Source organism: Prevotella sp. lc2012 (assembly GCF_900107065.1).
Classification (GTDB): Bacteria; Bacteroidota; Bacteroidia; order Bacteroidales; family Bacteroidaceae; genus Prevotella.
The window spans coordinates 266,921-289,085 of record NZ_FNUF01000001.1 but is presented as its reverse complement, the minus strand read 5'-3'; the positions used below and the strand labels follow the sequence as shown (position 1 = coordinate 289,085).

19 protein-coding genes and 1 pseudogene are annotated in these 22,165 nt (G+C 46.7%); 6 read left to right on the top strand and 14 right to left on the bottom strand.

What is annotated here, in order from left to right:
- Window positions 1-33: 33 nt before the first annotated feature.
- From BLU99_RS01295 to dnaN, 5 genes are all read right to left on the bottom strand, one after another.
- Complete coding sequence (locus BLU99_RS01295) at window positions 34-1,692, bottom strand: hypothetical protein (RefSeq protein ID WP_144006066.1); 1,659 nt, start codon at window positions 1,690-1,692, stop codon at window positions 34-36.
- Between the two features lie 60 nt (window positions 1,693-1,752).
- Window positions 1,753-3,411 (bottom strand): DNA repair protein RecN, encoded by a 1,659-nt coding sequence (gene recN / locus BLU99_RS01290; RefSeq protein ID WP_091899368.1) that lies wholly within the window; start codon window positions 3,409-3,411, stop codon window positions 1,753-1,755.
- A gap of 12 nt (window positions 3,412-3,423) precedes the next feature.
- Window positions 3,424-4,293 (bottom strand): type IX secretion system protein PorD, encoded by an 870-nt coding sequence (locus tag BLU99_RS01285; protein WP_091899912.1) that lies wholly within the window; start codon window positions 4,291-4,293, stop codon window positions 3,424-3,426.
- 123 nt (window positions 4,294-4,416) lie between these two features.
- Window positions 4,417-5,274, bottom strand: a complete 858-nt coding sequence (locus BLU99_RS01280) for a 3'-5' exonuclease (RefSeq protein WP_091899367.1) — start codon at window positions 5,272-5,274, stop codon at window positions 4,417-4,419.
- 17 nt (window positions 5,275-5,291) lie between these two features.
- On the bottom strand, window positions 5,292-6,416 hold the full coding sequence (gene dnaN, locus BLU99_RS01275) for a DNA polymerase III subunit beta (RefSeq protein WP_091899366.1): 1,125 nt from the start codon (window positions 6,414-6,416) through the stop codon (window positions 5,292-5,294).
- A 167-nt stretch (window positions 6,417-6,583) separates the two neighbouring features.
- On the opposite strand from dnaN, the gene BLU99_RS01270 reads away from it, so the two are divergent.
- Window positions 6,584-6,979, top strand: coding sequence for a DUF3127 domain-containing protein (locus BLU99_RS01270; RefSeq protein WP_091899365.1), 396 nt, complete (start codon window positions 6,584-6,586; stop codon window positions 6,977-6,979).
- Window positions 6,980-7,201: 222 nt separating this feature from the next.
- Here BLU99_RS01270 and BLU99_RS01265 read toward each other — a convergent pair whose 3' ends face one another.
- Both BLU99_RS01265 and BLU99_RS01260 read right to left on the bottom strand, forming a co-directional pair.
- Window positions 7,202-7,969, bottom strand: coding sequence for a nitrilase-related carbon-nitrogen hydrolase (locus BLU99_RS01265; protein ID WP_091899364.1), 768 nt, complete (start codon window positions 7,967-7,969; stop codon window positions 7,202-7,204).
- Window positions 7,970-7,980: 11 nt separating this feature from the next.
- Window positions 7,981-8,688: a tRNA1(Val) (adenine(37)-N6)-methyltransferase gene (locus tag BLU99_RS01260; RefSeq protein ID WP_091899363.1), complete on the bottom strand. Its 708-nt coding sequence runs from the start codon at window positions 8,686-8,688 to the stop codon at window positions 7,981-7,983.
- A gap of 138 nt (window positions 8,689-8,826) precedes the next feature.
- Between BLU99_RS01260 and lon the strand changes: the two genes are divergently transcribed.
- The 5 genes and pseudogenes from lon (at window position 8,827) to ispE (ending at window position 15,781) form a co-directional block, all read left to right on the top strand.
- On the top strand, window positions 8,827-11,277 hold the full coding sequence (lon, locus tag BLU99_RS01255; protein WP_091899362.1) for an endopeptidase La: 2,451 nt from the start codon (window positions 8,827-8,829) through the stop codon (window positions 11,275-11,277).
- Complete coding sequence (gene tgt, locus BLU99_RS01250; protein ID WP_091899361.1) at window positions 11,274-12,401, top strand: tRNA guanosine(34) transglycosylase Tgt; 1,128 nt, start codon at window positions 11,274-11,276, stop codon at window positions 12,399-12,401. The genes lon and tgt overlap by 4 nt, the downstream gene beginning before the upstream one ends.
- The gene (locus tag BLU99_RS01245) at window positions 12,398-13,597 is read left to right on the top strand and encodes an LptF/LptG family permease (protein WP_255397403.1); all 1,200 of its coding nucleotides are present in this window, start codon (window positions 12,398-12,400) and stop codon (window positions 13,595-13,597) included. Before tgt ends, BLU99_RS01245 begins: the two co-directional genes overlap by 4 nt.
- A 20-nt stretch (window positions 13,598-13,617) precedes the next feature.
- Window positions 13,618-14,766, top strand: a pseudogene (locus BLU99_RS01240) (DEAD/DEAH box helicase); the annotation flags it as partial.
- Window positions 14,767-14,947: 181 nt separating this feature from the next.
- Entirely contained in the window at window positions 14,948-15,781 is an 834-nt protein-coding gene (ispE, locus tag BLU99_RS01235; RefSeq protein WP_091899358.1) for a 4-(cytidine 5'-diphospho)-2-C-methyl-D-erythritol kinase, read from the top strand.
- 87 nt (window positions 15,782-15,868) lie between these two features.
- Here ispE and galE read toward each other — a convergent pair whose 3' ends face one another.
- From galE to BLU99_RS01200, 7 genes are all read right to left on the bottom strand, one after another.
- A complete protein-coding gene (galE, locus tag BLU99_RS01230) occupies window positions 15,869-16,909 on the bottom strand; it encodes a UDP-glucose 4-epimerase GalE (RefSeq protein ID WP_091899357.1) in 1,041 nt (346 codons plus the stop codon).
- A 116-nt stretch (window positions 16,910-17,025) separates the two neighbouring features.
- Window positions 17,026-17,628 (bottom strand): electron transport complex subunit RsxA, encoded by a 603-nt coding sequence (rsxA, locus tag BLU99_RS01225; protein WP_091899356.1) that lies wholly within the window; start codon window positions 17,626-17,628, stop codon window positions 17,026-17,028.
- A 4-nt stretch (window positions 17,629-17,632) separates the two neighbouring features.
- Window positions 17,633-18,217 carry an electron transport complex subunit RsxE gene (gene rsxE / locus BLU99_RS01220; protein ID WP_091899355.1) on the bottom strand — a complete coding sequence of 195 codons (585 nt, stop codon included), beginning with the start codon at window positions 18,215-18,217 and terminating at the stop codon, window positions 17,633-17,635.
- A gap of 21 nt (window positions 18,218-18,238) precedes the next feature.
- On the bottom strand, window positions 18,239-18,856 hold the full coding sequence (locus tag BLU99_RS01215; protein WP_091899354.1) for an RnfABCDGE type electron transport complex subunit G: 618 nt from the start codon (window positions 18,854-18,856) through the stop codon (window positions 18,239-18,241).
- 15 nt (window positions 18,857-18,871) lie between these two features.
- On the bottom strand, window positions 18,872-19,876 hold the full coding sequence (locus BLU99_RS01210) for an RnfABCDGE type electron transport complex subunit D (RefSeq protein WP_091899353.1): 1,005 nt from the start codon (window positions 19,874-19,876) through the stop codon (window positions 18,872-18,874).
- Window positions 19,877-19,904: 28 nt separating this feature from the next.
- Window positions 19,905-21,278 (bottom strand): electron transport complex subunit RsxC, encoded by a 1,374-nt coding sequence (gene rsxC / locus BLU99_RS01205; RefSeq protein ID WP_091899352.1) that lies wholly within the window; start codon window positions 21,276-21,278, stop codon window positions 19,905-19,907.
- Window positions 21,275-22,165, bottom strand: a complete 891-nt coding sequence (locus BLU99_RS01200) for a Fe-S cluster domain-containing protein (RefSeq protein ID WP_091899911.1) — start codon at window positions 22,163-22,165, stop codon at window positions 21,275-21,277. The genes rsxC and BLU99_RS01200 overlap by 4 nt, the downstream gene beginning before the upstream one ends.

The following is a 22,165-nucleotide window of genomic DNA, read 5'->3' as shown; positions in this document are numbered from 1 at the left end:
ATCAAATTCTAACAACGACCTCCAAACAGTGTATTACTGGTATCTCTCAATGAGTGCTTGTGCCTGCGGGTCGCCCATTTCCTTGGCTTTCTGCAGATTCTTAATACCTTCCTGTTTATCACCTTTCAGGCACTGTGCCAAACCAAGGAAGAGAAAGCCATCGCTGTTGTCGGCATTAATGGCAATACACTCCCGGGCTGTGGCGATAGCATCGTCATAATGTCCCACACGGATCTCAAGTGAGGCCTTCTCAGCATAGTAGAGAGTCTCATTCGGATTAATCTGAATGGCACGATTGATATCGTTGAGTGCTTGTTGGTAGAGACGTCCCTGTATTTCTGTCTGATGACGGAGATAGTAGAAATTATCGTTGATCGAGGCTTTCATCAGTTCCTCATATTCATTCATGTCGCTGACGGCATCACGGAACTTACCGGCATCACGGCGTGCTTCGGCACGCGTCCACAGATATACAGCAGCCTCTTTCAGATACGGTTTACTAAACGTGTTCATCGTACTGTCGAGAAGTGCCAGACGAGCGGTGGTGTCGTTAAGTTGCTGCTTACAACTAGATGCAGAAAACCACAGTTCTGCGTTATTGGACTCTCTGGCTAAGGCCACAAAGAGATCACACGCCTCCTGATAGTGTCTCTGGGCATAGAGAATGTTTCCTTCCATCTGTCGATAGGTGAGCAAGGGGTTAATACTATTGGCCTCACGAATCAGTGTCAGAGCCTTATCGAGATTCCAGTTGGCATATGGCTGGTTACTCTGATAAATCTCCTTGTTGTAGATCAGACGCGCATAGTTAAAATACGCATCGTCTTTTTTGTCCGACACCTTGATAGCCCGTTCCATATCTTGTTCTGCACCAGAAAAGTCACCAGCAGCACTCTCCTGTTGAGCACGATAGATATATCCATCGGGAGCATTGGGAAACTGGCGGACGAAATCATTAATCATAGTAGCATACGAGAGCGAATCTGTATGTGAGGCTGCAAGGAAGAGTAGGAGCGTGGCTTCCTTCACATCCAGGGGCAGTTCTTTCTTGATATTGGTAAGACGAAGAGTAACATCGTTGAAGCTTAGACCGCTAATCTTCAGAGAGTCAACGAAACGAGCACTTACGGCATAACTCAGAGAGTCACCAACGGAAGCCGGCTGCTGCATCATACCGATTACCTCGCCGGCATCGTTGAGAAGTGGACAGCTGACCAGTCCATCCGACATAGTCATGGCCACCGTATAATATGCATTATTGTCTTGGAATATCTCCGCCTTACGAATCAGTCCATTACGGAGACTCTTCTGTTCTCGGTAGGGGAGTAGCCAAGCCTGACTGCCGACAGGTGCTACTGTCGCACTGACGATGAGTGGTTGTGTTTTACCATTAACCCGGAACTTGACGACATCATACATATCATTGGCTCCAAGGATGCCGACCACCTCCATCTCCTTTCCCTGAGCATCGATGATAACTGCTCGTGATGCACCCTTGAACGGGGTAAAGTTACTGATGGCCTCACCATTGGATCCAATAAAGAAGCCGTTAGTGCTAGCTATCAGTGAACCGTCAGCGGCAAAAGTCTTCAAGGTGAACACCGACCGAGAGGCTTTCTTCACCCAGGCAGGCTGAGCAACGGCCATAGTCAGTGAGATAAGACAGGTCATTAAAAGTAGTATTCGTTTCATTTTCATATAATCTTGTATGATATAATTCCTTAGTATATTATTGAGTAATCTATTCTATTGTCAGAGATGGAGCAGTTGACGAGCATTCTGCATGGCGGCCTCGGACACGTTACTACCGCTGAGCATCTGAGCAATCTCCGTGATACGCTCATCGGGCGACAACTCGGTCATCCGACTAGTGGTTCCCTCGCTCGTTTCTTCTTTCTCAACCCGATAGTGGGTGGTTCCCAAGGCAGCAATCTGCGGCAGGTGGGTGATGCTGATAACCTGACGACCATGATGTCCCATCTCTTGCATGATTTCCGCCATTTTCTCCGCCATCTTACCACTGACACCAGTGTCTATCTCGTCGAAGATGATGGTAGGAAGTTTGACGGCACCACTGATCATCGCCTTCAAAGCCAGCATGACACGGGCGATTTCGCCACCTGAAGCCACTTGTGAGACAGGCTGGAGTGGGGTGGAGGTGTTAGCACTAAAAAGGAAGGACACTTTATCCTGTCCATCGGGTCCTGGCTCGGTCGGAGTGTTGGTGATAGCAAAGCGTACATTCGGCATACCCAAAGATATGAGGCGTGTCTGTATCTCTTTCTCGATCTGTCGAGCTGTCCCTTCTCTTAGTTTGGTTAGTACAGCAGCCTCTTTCTCGACCTGTACCTGCCACTGATCCACCTGATGACGGAGGACAGCAAGTGCCTCGTCGCTGTTTTCAATACTATTAAGTTGCCGTTTCAGTTCATCACGTTTCCGGATCAATGCATCGATAGTCTCCACGTGGTATTTTTTCTCCAGATCGTAGAGACGATCGAGACGCGCGTTCACCGTGTCGAGTTCTGTTGGGTCGAAATCGACACTCTCCAGATGACTGCTGATATCCTGAGCAACATCCTTCATCTCAATATAGCTACTCTCGAGCCGTTGGATTAGCTCCGACACATCAGGGAAGACACGCTCGATGCCCTTCAAAGCATGAATGGCAGTACGTAAGGAGCCCGTAACTCCTGTTTCCTCAGCCGACAGCGCCCTATCTGTCTCATAGAGGGCTCCTTTAATCTCCTCAGCATGTGACATTGTCTCACTCTTCCGTTCCAGTTCTTCCATTTCTTCGGCCACAAGGTTGGCATCGGTGAGTTCCTGACACTGAAACTGAAGAAAGTCGAGGTTCTGTCGATTCTGCTCAATCGTCTCCTGCATGAGCGTGAGCTCTTTCCGTACCGTCTGGTACTGACGGAAGGTCCGACGGTATTGTGACAAGGCCTTGGCATCATCAGCGATGATATCGACCACACTGAGTTGGAAGTCCTGTTTATTAAGCAACAGATTCTGGTGTTGTGAATGTACGTCGACCAGTCGTTCGCCGAGTTCCTTCAGCATGGAGAGTTGTACGGGTGTGTCGTTGATAAAAGCACGACTCTTGCCAGCGGATGTCAACTCACGACGTACAATACAGTCATTCGGGTCGTAGTCGATATCGTTGTCAGTAAAAAAAGCCTGCATGTCATAGCGCGCGAGGTCGAAATGAGCCTCAATGACACAACGGTCGGCTTCTGGGCGCATGACCTTCGTGTCGGCACGCTGCCCAAGCAGTAGACCGATGGCGCCCAGGATGATGCTCTTACCTGCACCTGTCTCTCCTGTGATAACCGAAAAACCCTGATGCAGTTCAATATCGAGTTCATCGATTAACGCGAAGTTCTTGATATATAAATGTTTCAGCATATCAATCAGCTATCAATTCTTAATCTTTTCCCAACTACCGTTCTGTGAGGCATTGATACTCATCAAGAGGCCATAGATACGTTCTTTCTCTTTCTGGGTTCCTTTGCCTTGGTAGATGTTTACAAGTTCATCACGCTTGTAGTCGGTCCATATCTGCGGCAACATGCTCAGTGGCTTATTACTGCGTGCAGTCTTCAGTCCATCCTCCAGAGCCTGTGATATCTCCGTCCGTCCCCGTTCGGCATTGTTAGCCATCTCGTCAAGCCCTTTACGATAGTAATCGTACTGGAACTGTCGGAATGGACGCATAGCCTCGTCAAGATAGTCATTGATAATGGAAAAACGGTTGCGATTGTCCTCGAACGATTTCCAGCCAGGGAAAGCAAGGCTCTGTGCGTTGTTCACGAGATACATGCACCGCTGGAGTATATCCGTTCCGCCCATCGGAGCGAAACTGTCAAGGTCGAGGCCTATGATCAAGTAGGCATAGTAGGCGAGGAGAGCAGTCAGTTGGTTGTCAACCTGCTCGTCACTGAAGTTCAGCTGGTCGAACTGAGCGAAGGTAAAGTGGAAATTCTCGTCTTTATTATTATATAATGTAGAGGTGTATGAGGCATTGTAAACAGGACGGTTAGCCTGTATAAGAGCCGTACATTCGAAGCGGTTTTCCTCACGGATATATCTGTCGACAGTGATGTTCAAATTACATCGGATACGTTCGTTCTTCTGGAACTGCAGTTCTGTCCAATGGCGTTCGTTAATGAACTGTTCGATAGTCTGCCGGAGGTTGTCGAAGATATCCACATCGGTACCTTGTATCTGACTGTGGTTGATGTTCACCCTAACTTGCAACTCCTGGGCACTCACAGAACAAAATGACATATGACTTATGATAATGGATAAAGCGACCAGCACCTTTCTTACTGATAGAAATCCCTGTCGCATATTCATCATCATTATCTTTGGATCATTTATCATCTATTTATATACACTCCTGCAAATCATCTATCGAAGCGCCTGAGCCTCACGCAGACGAATACGAGTCAGGACCTGCTTGGTGTTGTATGTGAAGTCACCCGCAAGAATCCAACTGTAGTAGCCCGGATCAATATGCAGTACATCGGCCACAGGCACTCCTTTGTGCTTGCCGAAGTTAAATACCTCTGTGAGCCGTGGATTCCCGTCTTTGTCGAGTAGGGGCTTGCCATAGCGGTCTTTCATCTCGCCCCAGACTATACGTCCAGCAAAGTCGATATTGTTGTTCGTCTTCGAAAACGCAGCCAACTGTTCCATATCATTCTCCAGCACCTTCTCTGGGTCTTCATTAGCACCTGGCGCATACTTGTCGAGTTCTCCCATAAGCACACGATAGGTCGCCTCAGTGTCCTGATCGGCACGATGTGCCTCGAAGTCGTCCTCCATTTTCCGTCCACAATAGAACTTATAAGCGGCTGCAAGGTTTCTGCGCTCCATCTTATGAAAGATGGTCTGAACGTCAATCAGTCGGCATCTCGAGAAATCAAAGTCGATGCCTGCACGCAGGAATTCTTCTGCGAGTAGGGGAATATCGAAGTGATTAGAATTAAAACCAGCAAAATCGCAGCCCGTAAAGGTTGTTGCCAACCGCTGTCCTATTTGCTTAAATGCCGGTTTGTCTTTCACATCGTCATCACTGATGCCCGTGAGTGCCGCCACCTCTTCGGGGATGGGGCGCTCAGGATTCACCAGTTCATTGCCTCTTATCTCCTCACCATTCGGACAAACTTTAATATAGGATATCTGGATGATGCGGTCTTTCACCAAGTCAAGCCCGGTTGTCTCCAGATCGAAGATCACCAGTGGCTTAGTCAGATTCAGTCTCATGGATTCACGGTTGTCGATTAGTCGTTGATCAGCATCGGCATCATCAGCATCAGCACATCCTGGTTCTCTGGCTGCTCAGATGGCAGTACAAGACCTGCACGACTGGGGTCTGCCAATTGGATGATTACCTCGGGGCAATCGAAATTACTGAGAACCTCAATAAACGAGGAGCCCTTGAAGCCAATACTCATAGGCTGACCGTTGTATTCGCATGTCATACGCTCCGTAGCAGTCTTTGAGAAGTCGTAGTCCTCAGCGTCGAGTTGCAGGGTCGTACCTTCCACATGGAAGCGGATAAGATTGCTAGAGTCGTTGGCAAACGGCTGTACACGACGGAGTGCTGCCAGCAGTCCGAGACGATCGGTGCGGAGCTCATTGGGATTACTCTGTGGAATGACAGAGTTATAGTTGGGGTAGCGTCCCTCTATCAAGCGGCATTGGATGGTACCGTCGCCATAGCTCACTTCGGCGTTACGTTCGTCGAAGCGGATGATCACATCACCACCGTCCTTACCCAAGAGATTACGTAGGAGGTTAGCCGGCTTCTTCGGCAGAATAAAGGCAGCAGGCTGATCGCTCTTAATGGTATAAATCTTATTACGCACCAGTTTATGACCATCGCTGGCTACCACGGCGAGACAATCGGCCGTAAGGTCGAAGTATATACCGTTCATAACCGGGCGTAACTCGTCCTGCGCTGTTGCGAAGATACTACGGTTGATATTCTCTGCGAGTATGGCATTAGGCATGGTGATGGTGTGGGCGTATTCGCTCACAGGCTGTGCCATCGGGAACTCGTCTGCGCTCTCGATTGGGAGTGAGAACAGTCCATTCTGATATGAGATCTTTACGATATTCTGCTCTTGATTGACATCAAAGGTGATCGGCTGCTCTGAGAATCCTTTCACAGCCTCTAACAGGTCATGGTTGCCAATGGCAAAACGGCTGTTGCCATCGCTCTCTGTTAATTCCATTTGTGTTTTCATCACATTCTCACTATCTGACGCTGTCAGATAAAGTACATTGTCTGTGATCTCAAACACAAAGTCGCCCAAAATCGGCAGGGCGTTTTTACTGTTAATAACTTTAGAGAGTGCAGAGAGCTTGTTGCTCAGTGCGGTGCTTGATAATGTGAAACGCATAATTTTATAGTTATTTTGTTCTTAATTACAACTTATATAATTGAGCACAAAATTACAAAAAAACGTTGTAATCAACAAAATTTTTAGGAGAAAATGATGCGATTCAAACTATTTTTAGTAATTTCGCCACGTGAAAACGAAAAAATCAACAAATAAAAACAATTGAAATGGAATTAACAGGTAGAATTATCGCCGTGATGCCTGCCCAGAGTGGTGTGTCAGCACGTACAGGCAACTCATGGATGTCGCAAGATTATGTGATCGAGGTGCCCGGTCAGTATCCTAAAAAATGTCTCTTCAGGATCTTTGGTGAGGACCGCATTAAGCAGTTCAACATCCAACAGGGAGAGGATCTTACCGTGCAGTTCGATATCGATGCCCATGAGTTTAATGGACGTTGGTTCAATGATATCCGTGCTTATAACGTGATTCGTGGTCAAGTTCAACAGCCCGTAGCTGGTGCGCCTCAGGCTGCGCCGTTCCCGCCGACAGGGGCTACAGCACCGTTCCCGCCTGCACAAGAGCCCACTGGTGAGGGCAGTGCAGATGATCTGCCATTCTAATCTACAGAATAAAAATATGATGCGTGCTACGTTGGATACGAAACAAACGTAGCACGCATTTTTTTAGGAAGGAGTAGGCATTTCAATATCCATTATTTATCATAATGCCGATTCTAATCCAAAGAAGGTTTAGTCCGTACCTTCAAAAATTATATGCCGGGGAAAGTCCGAGTTTCCTCCGAGGAAAGTCCCACTTTGCTCCGAGGAAACCTCCAGAGTCAGCTATAGGATATCGCGATCGTCTAAAACTCGGAATTTTCTACGATAATGGCGGAGCGATTCCAAATCCAGTTCAAATGATGCAACATCTGCAGTGTTTTGTCTGCAAGCAGCCAGTGTCTTTCCAATTGGACTGATAATGGCACTCAATCCGCGATAATGTCCATCAGCATCGTCACCAACACGATTACACGCAATGACATAGGCCTGGTTTTCCATAGCTCTGGCGCGAGTCAGAATCTGCCAAGTATTCTGGCGTTTTTCTGACCAGCTGGCCCCAATAACAATCGCATCATAGTTCTGAGCATCTGAATAACGGCACCACACAGGAAAACGTAGGTCATAACATGTGAGCAACAACAGTCGGAATCCCTCGTATTCAACAACCGTTGGTGTCTCGCCTGCTGTATAGAACAGGTCTTCCTTGCCATATTTGAACAGATGGTGTTTATCATAATATTCAACTGAATGATTCTTACCATTCACAAAATAATGTCTGTTTCGATAGATTCCATCGGCAGTTCTGACGGCCATACTACCCACAATGGCACAATGTCGTTCCTTTGCCGTAGTACGCATCCATTCAAGAGAGGGACTCTCACCTTCATCCTCAGCAATACCTTGGGGTTCCGTGACAAATCCAGTGTTCCACATCTCTGGCAGAACATATAGATCACTGCTGGGGGCCTTTGCCATCAGTTGCTCTACCCTGCGGATATTCTCCGACGGACTCCCCCACTCGATGTCCAGTTGTATTACAGTCACTTTCATATTAAAACATCTTAGAGATAGAATTCAGCAGTCAGACGTTGATACCAATCACTCCTAACACATGGTGCTTCTTCAATAATTCCATCTTCTATATCTATTTCATTTTTAATGTGTTTTACAAATTCAATCATGCAACGCTTCGGTGCCTTACGAGGCGTTGTTTTGACCATACAGACACGACTTAGAAATAAGCCGTTTAAGTAGGCTGCCGTTTCAAGTGCAGAGCGACTATCTACGGGTATCACCACAGAAAACAGCCCCTCTGTAGTCAGTAGTCTGGCAACCCTCTGCATAAGTCCTTCGTAAGAGAGGCTAACAGTATGACGCGCAGTGGTACGTTGCTGGTCAGGACATGTCAGGGCATTTACGAAATACGGAGGATTACAGACGATAGCATCAAATTTTCCTTCGTCGTCGAACTGCAGAACATCAGCCTGCCGAATGGTTATCCGCTGTGCGAAAGGTGATTCCTCGACATTCTCCTGTGCCTGAGCAACGGCTTCGGCATCTATGTCGATCCCCATAACTGATGATTCAGGAAAACGTTGGGCCATCATCAAGGCAATCAGACCAGTACCAGTGCCAATATCAAGGATTCGACAACGTGGCATCGGCGTCTGTGCCCAGGAGCCAAGCAGTGTCCCGTCAGTACCCACTTTCATGGCACATCGCTGTTGACGAATTCGGAATTGTCGGAATTGAAAATAATCGTTCGACATTAAAGTTTCTTACAAATGCATCTTTTTCGCCACAAAGTTACGAATAATTTGTTAATTCTTAATCCTTCATTCTTCATTCTTAATTAATTTTAGTACCTTTGCACCCAAATTCGCTAATAGAATAAGATTAAACGAAACATGAGTAATCAGAATAAAAATTCGGCATTCCAGATGATTGCTGACATTGACGGAGATTTTCAGGATTTCTTTAACGTGAAAATGCCCGAGTCAGTTCCTATCTTGCCAGTCCGTAATCTGGTTCTTTTCCCTGGTGTTGTCTCTCCCATCCTGATTGGACGAGAGTCAAGCAAGAAACTCATCAGAAAAGCAGAGAAGAAAGGCCAGATTATCGGTGTGCTCAGTCAGCGTGACCCTGACGTAGAGACACCATTACAGGATGATCTTCATGAATATGGCGTTTATGGACGTGTTGTCAAGCAGTTGACACTCCCGAATGGAAACATTACAGCAATCGTACAGGCAATGGGACGCATGCGCCTGAATACGCTTGTGAAATCGCTCCCATACCTTGAAGGTGAGGTGGAGGCTGTTCCTGATATTGAACCCGAAAAGAACGACAGGGAGTTCAAAACTGCCATGGATAACCTCCGTGAACTGGTAGGAGAATACATCAATGTGACAGAGGAGATTCCTGACGAGGCTTCGTTTGCCATCAAAAATATCTCTAACGATTTCATGGCATTGAACTTCGTCTGTTGTAACATGCCATTCAGCATGAAGGAGAAAATGAACTTGCTGACGGCAGAGACGGTCAAGACGCGTCTTTTCGAGACGATGAAGATCATCAACCGTGAGATTAATCTCCAGAACCTCAAGGCAGATATCCGCAACAAGACGCGCGAAGATATTGATGAACAGCAGCGTAACTATTTCCTGCAGCAGCAGATTAAGAATATGCAGGCAGAAATGGGAACTGGGGAGTCGATGGAGAAGCGCGACCTGATAAAAAAAGCCGAAAATAAACGCTGGCCTTCAGAGGTGGCAAAAACCTTCTATAAAGAAGTCGACAAATTGGATAACCTCAATGCGCAGAGCCCGGAATTCAATGTGCAGTTGACCTATCTACAGACATTGGTCAGTCTACCGTGGGGGGAATACACTAAGGATGACCTGAACCTGCAGCGTGCTCAGAAAATTCTTGATCATGACCACTATGGCATGGAGAAAGTAAAAGAGCGTATCCTCGAGTATATGGCAGTACTGGCTCTGCGTGGCGATCTGAAGAGTCCCATCATCTGTCTGTACGGTCCTCCGGGCGTTGGAAAGACATCCCTGGGCAAGTCTATCGCCGCAGCTATGAAACGCAAGTATGTGCGTGTGTCTCTCGGCGGTCTCCATGACGAGGCAGAAATCCGTGGACACCGTCGTACATATATTGGCGCCATGCCTGGTCGAATCATCAAAAGCATTCAGAAAGCCGGCAGTTCTAATCCGGTGTTCATCCTGGACGAGATTGACAAAGTGACACAGATGACCCAGAATGGTGATCCTGCCAGTGCTCTTCTGGAAGTGCTTGACCCTGAGCAGAACAATGCTTTTCACGACAATTACCTCGATGTAGACTATGACCTGTCCAAGGTTCTCTTCATTGCTACGGCCAATAATCTCGGCACAATACCGCGTCCACTTCTTGACCGTATGGAGATTATCGAGGTGAGCGGCTATATTACAGAGGAGAAGATTGAGATTGCCAAGCGTCATCTCATCCCCCGTGAGTTGGAGAATACAGGCCTGAATCTCTCCAAGCCCAAACCGACATTCAACAAATCAGCCATTGAGATGATCATCGAGCGCTATACACGTGAGAGCGGTGTCCGTCAGTTGGAGAAGCAGATCGACAAGGCTCTTCGAAAGATTGCCTATAAACGACAGATGGAAGGTACCAACGATTATCAGAAAATCACTCCTAACGAGCTAGAGGGACTATTGGGTAAGCCCCCCTTCTACCGTGACATCTATCAGGGCAACGACTACGCTGGTGTGGTGACGGGACTGGCTTGGACTAGTGTGGGCGGCGAGATTCTCTTTATCGAGACTTCCCTATCAAAGGGCAAGGGATCAAAGCTGACACTGACGGGAAACCTCGGTGATGTGATGAAAGAGTCGGCCATTCTTGCACTGGAATATGTGAAGGCACATGCCGATCTCCTGAACATCGATTATCGGATCTTTGACAACTGGAATATCCATATCCATGTGCCAGAAGGTGCCACCCCGAAGGATGGTCCGTCGGCAGGTATCACAATCGCCACTTCTATCGCCTCTGCTCTCACCCAGCGCAAGGTACGAAAGAACACAGCCATGACAGGAGAGATCACCCTTCGTGGAAAGGTGTTGCCTGTAGGCGGTATCAAAGAGAAGATTCTTGCAGCCAAGCGTGCGGGTATCACTGATATCGTGATGTGTCGTGAGAATGAGAAAGATATCAATGAGATTCCCGATGTCTATCTGAAGGGGGTAACTTTCCACTATGTGGAGAATGTGCAAGATGTGTGGGACTTTGCCCTTACGAAGGAGATAGTGAAGCATCCGCTTGACTTCAGCATAAAGGAAGAAGAGAAGAAATGACATTTGAGGTTCAATACAGAGACAATGCGAGTGACGCTCGGGCTGGTCTGATACAGACCGCTCATGGTCCCATTCAGACTCCGATCTTTATGCCTGTCGGCACGGCAGGTACTGTCAAAGGTGTGCATTTCAGTGAATTACGCGATCAAGTTAAAGCGCAGATCATTCTAGGCAACACCTATCATCTCTATCTCCGTCCGGGATTGGATATTCTTAAGAAAGCAGGCGGTCTGCATCAGTTCAATACATGGGATCGTCCGATTCTCACCGACTCCGGTGGCTTTCAGGTTTTCTCCTTAACAGGCATCAGGAAACTCCGCGAAGAGGGATGTGAGTTCCGTAGTCATATTGACGGTTCGAAGCATTTCTTTACTCCGGAGAACGTGATGGACACCGAACGTGCCATTGGTGCAGATATCATGATGGCTTTTGATGAGTGTCCACCGGGACAAAGCGATTACCAGTATGCCAAGAACAGTCTCCACCTTACCCAGCGGTGGTTGGAACGCTGCGTGAAGCGTTTCCGTGAGACTGAACCATTATACGGTTATGAGCAGAGTCTATTCCCCATTGTTCAGGGATGTACGTATAAAGATCTCCGTCGTGAAGCGGCCAAACATGTGGCCGATATCGGGGCGGACGGAAACGCTATCGGCGGTCTGGCCGTTGGTGAGCCTACCGAGGTGATGTATGAGATGATTGAGGTGGTGAACGAGATTCTACCGAAAGACAAGCCTCGTTACTTGATGGGAGTGGGTACTCCACAGAATATCTTGGAGGGTATTGAGCGCGGTGTTGACATGTTCGACTGTGTGATGCCTACACGCAATGGGCGTAATGCCATGCTCTTTACTTATGAGGGAACCATGAACATGCGCAATAAGAAATGGGAAGATGATTTCTCACCAATCGACCCTGAAGGTTGTGAGATTGACCGCATTCATACAAAAGCCTACCTGCACCATCTTTTCAAGGCACAGGAGTTATTGGCCATGCAGATTGCTAGCATCCATAATCTCGCCTTCTATCTACGACTAGTCACAGATGCGCGTCAGCACATTATCGCAGGTGACTTCGTACAATGGAAACGTTCCGTTATCGAACAATTAGGGAAACGCAGATGAAAGAGCAATTAAAGACGATGACTGCCTATCTGAAAACGTTGTGGCAGAAGATACAAGAGCCACTACGGAAAGTGGTTTCTCCCTTACGCTTCCTGAACCCGAAGCTTTATCTGACTCGTCTCGACAGATACATCATTACGAAGTTTATTGGTACGTATGTCTATTCCATCATTCTGATTATCTCCATATCCATTGTCTTTGATTTCAATGAGAATCTATCGAAGTTTGCGACCTACGGAGCACCCGCAAAGGCAATCATCTTTGATTACTATGCCAATTTCGTACCCTACTTCGCTAATCTCTTCTCACCGTTGTTCGTTTTCATTTCCGTAATCTTCTTCACGTCGAAACTCGCAGGCAACAGTGAGATCATTGCGATGCTGGCTGCTGGTGTCAGCTTCAAGCGACTTCTTCGGCCCTATCTCTTCTCTGCAGCTCTTATTGCAGCAGTCAATTTCTACCTGGGGGCGTATGTTATCCCCAAAGGTAATCAGGTAAAGATGGAGTTTGAGTCAAAATACAAGAACAAGAGGCGAGTTACGTCAGCTAGTAATGTCCAGCTGATGGTTGGTCCTGGCGTTATCGCGTATCTACAACAGTATGATGACCGTTCCAAGACAGGCTATGGCTTCTCGCTCGACAAGTTTGAGAATAAAAAGCTAGTGAGTCATATGACCGCTTCATCTATCCGATATGACTCTATCAGTGACGAACGATACCACTGGAAGGCACAGAACTATAAGATTCGTACTTTGAAAGGATTACGTGAAGAGATTGTCTCTGGAATGGTGATGGACACGTTGATACAGATGGAGCCAATGGATTTGGTTTTCTCGAAAGGACAACAGGAGACTCTCACCTCAAATGAACTGCGAAAGTACATCTCCAAGCAGACGGAACGCGGATCGGGCAATGTCGTGCAGTATGAGGTCGAGTATCACAAACGAATAGCGACCTCTTTTGCCTCGTTTATCCTAACCGTTATCGGAGCCTCACTATCCAGTAGGAAAAGGAAAGGCGGCATGGGACTCTATCTGGGTATTGGACTGGCGCTATCATTCTCGTATATCCTCTTGCAGACTGTCAGTTCCACGTTTGCTATCAATGCCGACACGCCACCAATGTTGGCTGCATGGATACCTAATCTGTTGTATGTGTTCATTGCATACTTCTGCTATAGACAGTCGCCGAATTGATGAAAATGAAAGATTAAAGAATGAAATTTGAAGAAACATATTTGAACGATAATATTCTCGACGCGCTCTATGACATGCGCTTCGATGAAATGACGCCTATTCAGGAACGGTGCATCCCGGAAATCCTCGATGGATACGATGTATTGGGAGTTGCTCAGACGGGTACTGGTAAGACGGCGGCATATCTTCTACCAATTTTGTCACAACTTGACGATGGAGAATACCCCAAGGATGCCATCAATTGTATTATAATGTCACCGACCCGTGAGCTTGCCCAACAGATCGACCAGGCCATGCAGGGCTTCGGTTACTATCTTGACGGAGTGAGTAGTGTAGCTGTCTATGGCGGTAACGATGGCGGACGCTATGAACAGGAACTTAAAGGAATGCGTCTAGGTGCTGATATGCTCATCGCCACCCCAGGGCGATTGCTTAGTCATCTAAAGGTGGGAAATCTCGATCTGTCACGATGCTCATTCTTTGTGCTCGACGAAGCTGACCGTATGCTCGACATGGGCTTCATCGATGATATCATGAAGATTGTGAAGGAGTTGCCGGATTCTTGCCAGCGTATCATGTTCTCTGCAACAATGCCGCCTAAGATCCGTGAACTCGCTGTCACCCTGCTTAATGATCCTGTAGAGGTAAAGATTGCCGTTTCAAAGCCTGCAGAGAAGATTCAACAGTCAGCATATATCTGTTATGATCCCCAAAAGTTGAAGATTATCAACCATATTTTTAAGGCTGGTGACTTGAAACGTGTAATTATCTTCTCTGGTAAAAAGGAAAAAGTCAAAGAGATTGGACGGAGTCTGAAGCAGATGCATATCAACTGTGATCAAATGCACAGCGATCTGACTCAGCAGGAGCGTGATGAGGTGATGTACCGCTTCAAAGCTGGACAGACCGATGTATTGGTAGCTACCGATATTGTTGCCCGTGGTATAGATATCGATGATATCCGTATGGTCATTAACTATGATGTGCCGCATGATGCCGAGGATTACGTGCATCGTATCGGTCGTACTGCCCGTGCCGATCGCGACGGACAGGCCATTACATTTGTGAGTGACGTAGATATCTACCGTTTTCAGCAGATAGAGCATTTCTTAGGCAAGGAGGTTGAGAAGACTCCCCTGCCCGAAGGTCTCGGAGAGGGACCTGAATACGTGAAACGCGAGAAGAAGCGCTCGAACACTCGTCGACATGGTCGATGGCACAGTCGTGGGAATGGTAAGAACAGCCAAGGGAAGACAAAACAAGAAAAACCTGGGCAACGGAAAAATCACCGTCGACAGAAAAAGAATAATGGGGCGACCCCACAAGCCTGACAGTTAATACGATAGCAATATGTTTACACAGCCCATCGCAAAGATCAATCTCGGTCTTAACGTTGTTGAGAAGCGTCCTGACGGTTACCACAATCTGGAGACCGTTTTCTATCCTGTGCCAATTACTGACGGACTAGAGGTATTCCCGATGGATCCCCTTTTCCCCTCTACCGTTGAGTGTGATCTGAAAGTAACAAACATCCACATTGAGGGTGATGAGCAAAAGAATCTGGTGGTCAGGGCTTATAATATTCTGAAACAGGACTTCCCAAATCTTCCCCGTGTACATGCGCATCTCTATAAAGGTATACCGACTCAAGCAGGTATGGGAGGAGGTTCCAGTGACTGCGCGTTTATGATCACTCTGCTTAACAATCTGTTCGGACTTGGATTAACAGAAGAGCAGATGATTACCTACGCCACACGTCTGGGGGCTGACTGTCCCTTTTTTATCGTTAATCGTCCTTGTTATGCAGAGGGAATTGGAGAGAAACTACAGCCTATCAGTTTAGATCTGAGCGGATGGTACCTGGCTGTAGTCCGTCCTGCTATTCCCGTTCCTACGAAAGAAGCGTTCTCTTTGATCACCCCTACCCGTCCTGTCTGGAATTGCAAAGATATCGTCATGCAACCAATGGATACTTGGCGTGAAGTTCTTACCAATGACTTTGAGAAGAGTGTTTTTGCTCTTCATCCAGAGATAGGAGCTATCAAAGACTGTCTGTACGATATGGGAGCTGTTTATGCTGCTATGTCAGGTAGTGGTAGCAGTCTATTTGGCTTATTTCGCCAACCTGTCTGTCTTGATGTGTTTGATAAGAAGGACACGTTCAAAACCTGCATCCCTCTTTAAAACGTTGAATGGGCCCGCGATTCACATCGAGAGCCCATCACAACACAAACACAAAAAGCGACTCATAATAAGCCGCTATATTTTTATCTACTGGATACCATCTTTGCGTAGCTTCTCCTGCCATTTCCATGCACTTCTCAGCACCTCGTCAGTCGGAGTCTCCGCTTTCCAGCCCAGTACTTTATTCGCTTTATCGACATTACCCCATACCTGTTCGATGTCACCCTCACGGCGTGGAGCATACGTCCAGTTCACCTTCACACCGGTAGCTTTCTCAAAGCCCTCTACAACTTCGAGGGTGGAGAGGCCGCGACCCGTGCCGATGTTAAACACCTCAACAGCATCTGTTTCTGGTTCGTCAAGCACGCGTTCCATCGCTTTTACATGTGCTTTGGCGAGGTCAACGACATAAATATAGTCGCGAATACAGGTCTTATCTGGTGTGTTATAGTCATGACCAAAGATTTTCAGTTGCTCACGGATTCCCATGGCCGTCTGTGTCACAAACGGAATCAAATTCATAGGCACACCATTGGGTAGTTCACCGATGAGTGCTGAGGGATGAGCACCGATAGGATTGAAATATCTCAAGATGATGCTTTTGATAGGAGCACCAGAATGAATATAATCCTGAATAATCTCCTCGTTAATCTGCTTGGTGTTACCATAAGGTGACATGGCTTTCTGAATCGGTGCATCCTCTGTCACTGGCAGATTCTCCTGAGAAGGTTGCCCGTATACCGTACACGAACTGGAGAAGATAATACCTTTCACATGATATTTTGGCATCAGTTCCAACAGGTTGATCAGGGATGTCAAATTATTACGATAATAGAGCAACGGTTTTTCCACACTTTCACCAACAGCTTTAGAAGCAGCAAAATGAATGATGCCCTCTATCTTCGGATATTTCTTAAACACGTCCTCCAGCGCTTCCATGTCGCAGCAGTCTACTTTCTCGAAAGCAGGACGTATACCCGATATTTTCTCTATTCCATCGAGCACATTCTCGTTGGAATTGGAAAGATTATCGATAATCACGACCTCATACCCCGCTTCCTGCAGTTCTACTGTCGTATGACTTCCGATAAAGCCCGTCCCCCCAGTTACCAAAATTGTCTGTTTCATTATATTAAAGTTTTAGTCTGTTTTATTTACAATGATGCAAAGTTACAACATATTTCTCAGACGGGCAAACAAATGGTCCAAATATTTGCCAGAATGCACATGAGGTGCATCTTTATTCATTCCAAGCCGAAAAGTGTACGCAAGCCACCATCAACACCAGAGAATCCCATGAAAGCGAGACTCAGCAGACCGGCTAAGAGCATCACAATGGCCATGCCCTGCATCCCTTTGGGAACCTTAACAAGTTCCAATTGTTCCCGCATGCCAGCGAATACTATCAATGCCAGACCGAAACCGATAGCCGTGGAGAAGGCATAGACCACGCTCTGTAACAGAGAATAATCTTTCTGGATGACAAGGATAGCCACGCCAAGTACAGCACAGTTGGTTGTAATCAAGGGAAGGAAGATTCCAAGTGCCTGATATAGAGCCGGTGATACCTTTTTCAGTACAATCTCTACGATTTGCACAAGGGAAGCTATCACGAGGATAAAGGCTATGGTCTGGAGGTATTGCAGGCCAAAGGCCTCAAGTACATATTTATGTACGAGCCATGTGACAATAGAAGCCAGAGTTAACACAAAAGCGACTGCAACCGACATTCCTAGTGAGGTATCGATTTTCTTCGACACGCCAAGGAATGGGCATATGCCGAGGAACTGCGACAACACAATGTTGTTCACAAAAATGGCAGAGATGAAAATCAGTATATATTCCATTGATTTATACGTTTCTGAGTTTGTTGACAATCGCAATCAGGAAACCAAGAGTAATAAAGGCCCCTGGAGGTAATACGAAAAGGAGAATATGATAGGTTTCCGGCAACAAAGTCAATCCGAATATCGAACCTGCCCCCAATAACTCACGGAAAATACCAAGAAGAGTAAGGCCTATTGTGAAACCAAGTCCAATGCCGATACCGTCAAAGAGAGAGGCCATTGGTGAATTTTTGGCTGCAAAAGCCTCTGCCCGCCCGAGAATGATACAGTTGACAACGATTAATGGAATGAAAAGTCCTAGCGCAGCATCGATATCAGGCAGGAAAGCCTTAATTACCAGTTGTAGAATAGTCACAAAGGCCGCTATAACAACGATAAATACGGGAATTCGTACCTTGTCAGGTGTAATAGTCTTCATACAACTGATTACACAGTTGGTACAGATAAGCACAGCCATCGTGGCAAGTCCCATCGACAAACCGTTAATAGCAGAGGTTGTCGTAGCTAACGTGGGACACATACCGAGCATCAGGACGAATGTCGGATTCTCCTTAATAATGCCATTCTTGATGATACTGATATAGTTCATATTTATTCTACTTTTAACTTTCTATTCTTTCTTCGTAGCTCCTGTCTGTGCATCGATAGGAGTGTTCTTATATGCGTTATAAGCATTGTTGATAGCGAGCAGGAAAGCACGACTGGTAATGGTAGAGGCTGTTATGGCATCAATTTGCCCACCATCCTTCGAAACCGTCAGCGGTTCTATGGGTGTTATTCCTATAATATCACCCTTTTCTCCTTTCTGGAACCAATTGTCAGCCTTGGCGCCAAGTCCTGGGGTCTCAGCATGTTCGAGTAGCGTATAACCCAATATCTTCCCTTCGGGGTCGAAGCCGACGAGCACTTTCAGGTCTCCACCGAAGCCACCGACAGTACTCTCCACAGCAGCACCCAAGTCGTTTCCTCGGGCATCTCGGGTCTGATAGATGATATAAACACGCTCTTTACCCGTGGCATCATGCTGACAAACGGTATCGGTACGATCAACAGCAATATCGTCGCATACCATAACGGCCTTAATGCCATCAGACAATGCCTTAGCTTTTTGGGCATTGATCGGTCCTTCGGTGAGGTGGTTCACATAAGCGAGAATACCACCCATGATGACAGATATGCCTGTAAGTACGAGCACCATATTTAATAAAGATGATTCGAGTTTCTTCATATCGTTATCCTTTCTTTATTTTGCTGGCTCTTCACCGAAACGTTTGGGTTTTATATAATTATTAATGAGTGGTGTAAACGCATTCATAATCAAGATGGCAAACGACATTCCTTCAGGATAAGCTCCCCAATTACGGATGACAATGGTAAGGAAGCCTATCGCCACACCGTAATACAGTTGTCCTTTCGGCGTCATTGGCGAGGTGACATAGTCTGTTGCCATGAAGATAGCACCTAACAGCAGACCTCCAGACAAGATTACCGAGATAGGATCAGCATATGCAGGATCAGACAGATGCAGCAAACCTGCGAATATGAATACCGTTGCGATGATTGACACAGGAATGTGCCAAGTGATTATTTTCTTCCATAACATGAAGATCAAGCCTATAAGCAACGCCAGAGCACAGACCTCACCAAGTGAGCCTGCACCATAGGTGCAAGATGAAGGTAGACCAATCATCATATGCAGACTATCCGGCAACTTTTCCAACAAAGAGGCATCACCACTCTTGATAGCTTCTTTCATGATAGAAAGAGGTGTGGCGCCTGTCTCTGCATCTAAATAACGGCTCAATCGACCTGCTTGAGGCCATGATGTCATCTGAGCAGGAAAGGCTACCAACAAGGCTGCACGGCCCACGAGTGCTGGGTTGAAGATATTATTACCAAGACCTCCGAATGACATCTTAGCAACCCCGATAGCAAAAAGGGCACCGATGAGGATAATCCATATAGGGAGATTAGATGGTAAATTGAAGGCAAGAAGCAATCCTGTGAGAGCGGCAGACCCATCACATATCGTAAGTCTTTTCTGTTTCAAGACATATTTGCTAATAGCCCACTCTAAGAAGATACAAGCTGTAACACTCGTAGTCGTCACGATGACGGCTCCCAGACCAAAATATAAGAATGATACAAGGAGGGCGGGTATCAGTGCAATTATAACACCATACATGTTGCGTTCCACACTGTCTGTTCCGTGCGCATGTGGCGATAGAGAAACAATTAATCTACTCATTGAACATTGCTTTGAACATTGAACATTATTATTTTTGTGCCGCTCTAGAACGGATAATTCCCATGACAGTGCTCTTTCCCAAACGGATATGGTCGAGCAGAGGACGGTGCGCTGGACATGTGAACTGACACGAGCCACACTCAATACAACTGACGATATCCTCACGCTCACTGCGTTCCCAATTCTTGAGCTCAGATAATTTTGCAAGCAGATATGGTTCCAGTCCCATCGGACAGGCACCGACACACTTAGCGCAGCGGATACAGACCTGCGGTTCTTTCCGACGCGCATCTTCACCAGAGAGTATCGTTACAGAGTTTGTGCCCTTGCAGACAGGAACCTCAATAGATGTTAGCGCCTTTCCCATCATCGGACCACCGGCCAACAGTTTATTCTCGCCATCGGGCATACCACCACAGGTATCAATAAGATCTTTCATCGGAGTTCCCATTCTTACTAAATAATTGCCCGGGTTCCGGAGTCTCTTTCCTGTTACAGTTGTATAACGCTCTACGAGAGGCTTGTGTTTCATAACTGCCTCATAAACAGCATAGGATGTACCAACATTCTGAACAATTGCTCCAACATTGACAGGGATGGCTGGAGGCGCTGGAACCTGACGATGGATAACGGCATCCACAAGCTGTTTCTCACCACCTTGTGGATATCGCTGCTTCAGAGGAACAACTTCAACATCGTACTTCGACGATTGAACATTGAATTTTTGATTTACCTTCTGCGTTAGTAGTTTGATGGCTGCCGGTTTGTTGGTTTCAATACCAATATACCCCTTGGTCACCTTGGCTGCTATCATCAGCAACTCAAGTCCAACGAGAATTTCATCAGCTTTCTCCATCATCAGACGGTAATCAGCTGTAATATATGGTTCACACTCCACAGCATTTATAATCACGCATTCTGCTTTGGCTGTCGGCGGCGGCATCAGTTTGATGAAAGTCGGGAAACCTGCCCCACCCATACCCGTGACTCCAGCTGTCTTTATCATCTCTATAATCTTCTCTGATGTAAGCTCTGGATGATTCTCAACAGTTTCGAGCACGTCGCTACGATCAATCGATTCCTCCCACTCGTCACCTTCTACATTAATAATGATGACAGGCTTACGATAGCCTGTCGCATCAATGGCAGTGTCAATCTTATATACGGTACCACTGACAGACGAGTGAATGGGAGCAGAAACAAAACCTCCTGCCTCTGCAATCAATGTTCCAACCTTCACTTTGTCGCCTTTCTGGACCACAGGTTTGGCTGGTGCTCCAATATGTTGACTTAAAGGAAATATAGCCTGTTTTGGTAGACTAGCCACCTTTGTCACGGCATCATTCGTCAACTTGTTTTCCCCAGGATGAATACCCCCTATACTAAATGTTCTGATAGTCATACTTGATCCTCCTTTCCTGTGTTTGTCTCTGATTTAACCGGATTCTCTGTTTTGGGTTTCGTAGCGGGGAAATTAACGGTAGTGATAGCATGTGTCGGACAGACGGTCACACACTTCCTACACAGACGACACTTATTGAAGTCTATATAGCTAAGTTGGTCTTTTACCGTGATTGCACCGAAGGGACATTCCTTCTCGCACTTACCACAACCGATACAACTCACCTTACAAGCTTTCATGGATACAGCCCCCTTATCTTTGTTGACACAGGAAACAAATACCCTCCTACCCTTCGGCCCTTTCTTGCGTAACTCGATAATGCCTCTTGGACATGCCTTTACACAGGCACTACAAGAAGTACATTTCTCTTCATCGACTTCTGGAATACCGGTCTCAGGATTGATTTTGATGGCACCGAATTGACATGCCGCCACACAGTCGCCACAACCTAAACAGCCATAGCCACAAGCCGTTTCACCGGCACCACAAGCATGCATGGCGGTACAAGTACGCAGTCCACCATACTCAACGACATGCGCACGGTGCTCACAGGTTCCAAGACATCTTACAACAGCTACCATTGGTTCTGAATTGGCAATCGCCAGCCCCAACAGATCAGCCACTTTACCCATGATGTCTGTACCACCGACAGGACAAAACATGTTATCAATATTACCCTTATCGGCTCCCTTGACAAGTGCGTCGGCCATACCAGCACATCCGGGGAATCCACACCCTCCACAGTTTGCGCCTGGTAGAAGTTCGCTGACCTGCGCAATACGAGGATCCTCATAGACTGCAAATTTCTTGGAGGCGACATATAGAATAACTGCCGCTATGAGTCCTATTGCCCCAAGTACCATCACTGCAATTAAGATGATGTTTAT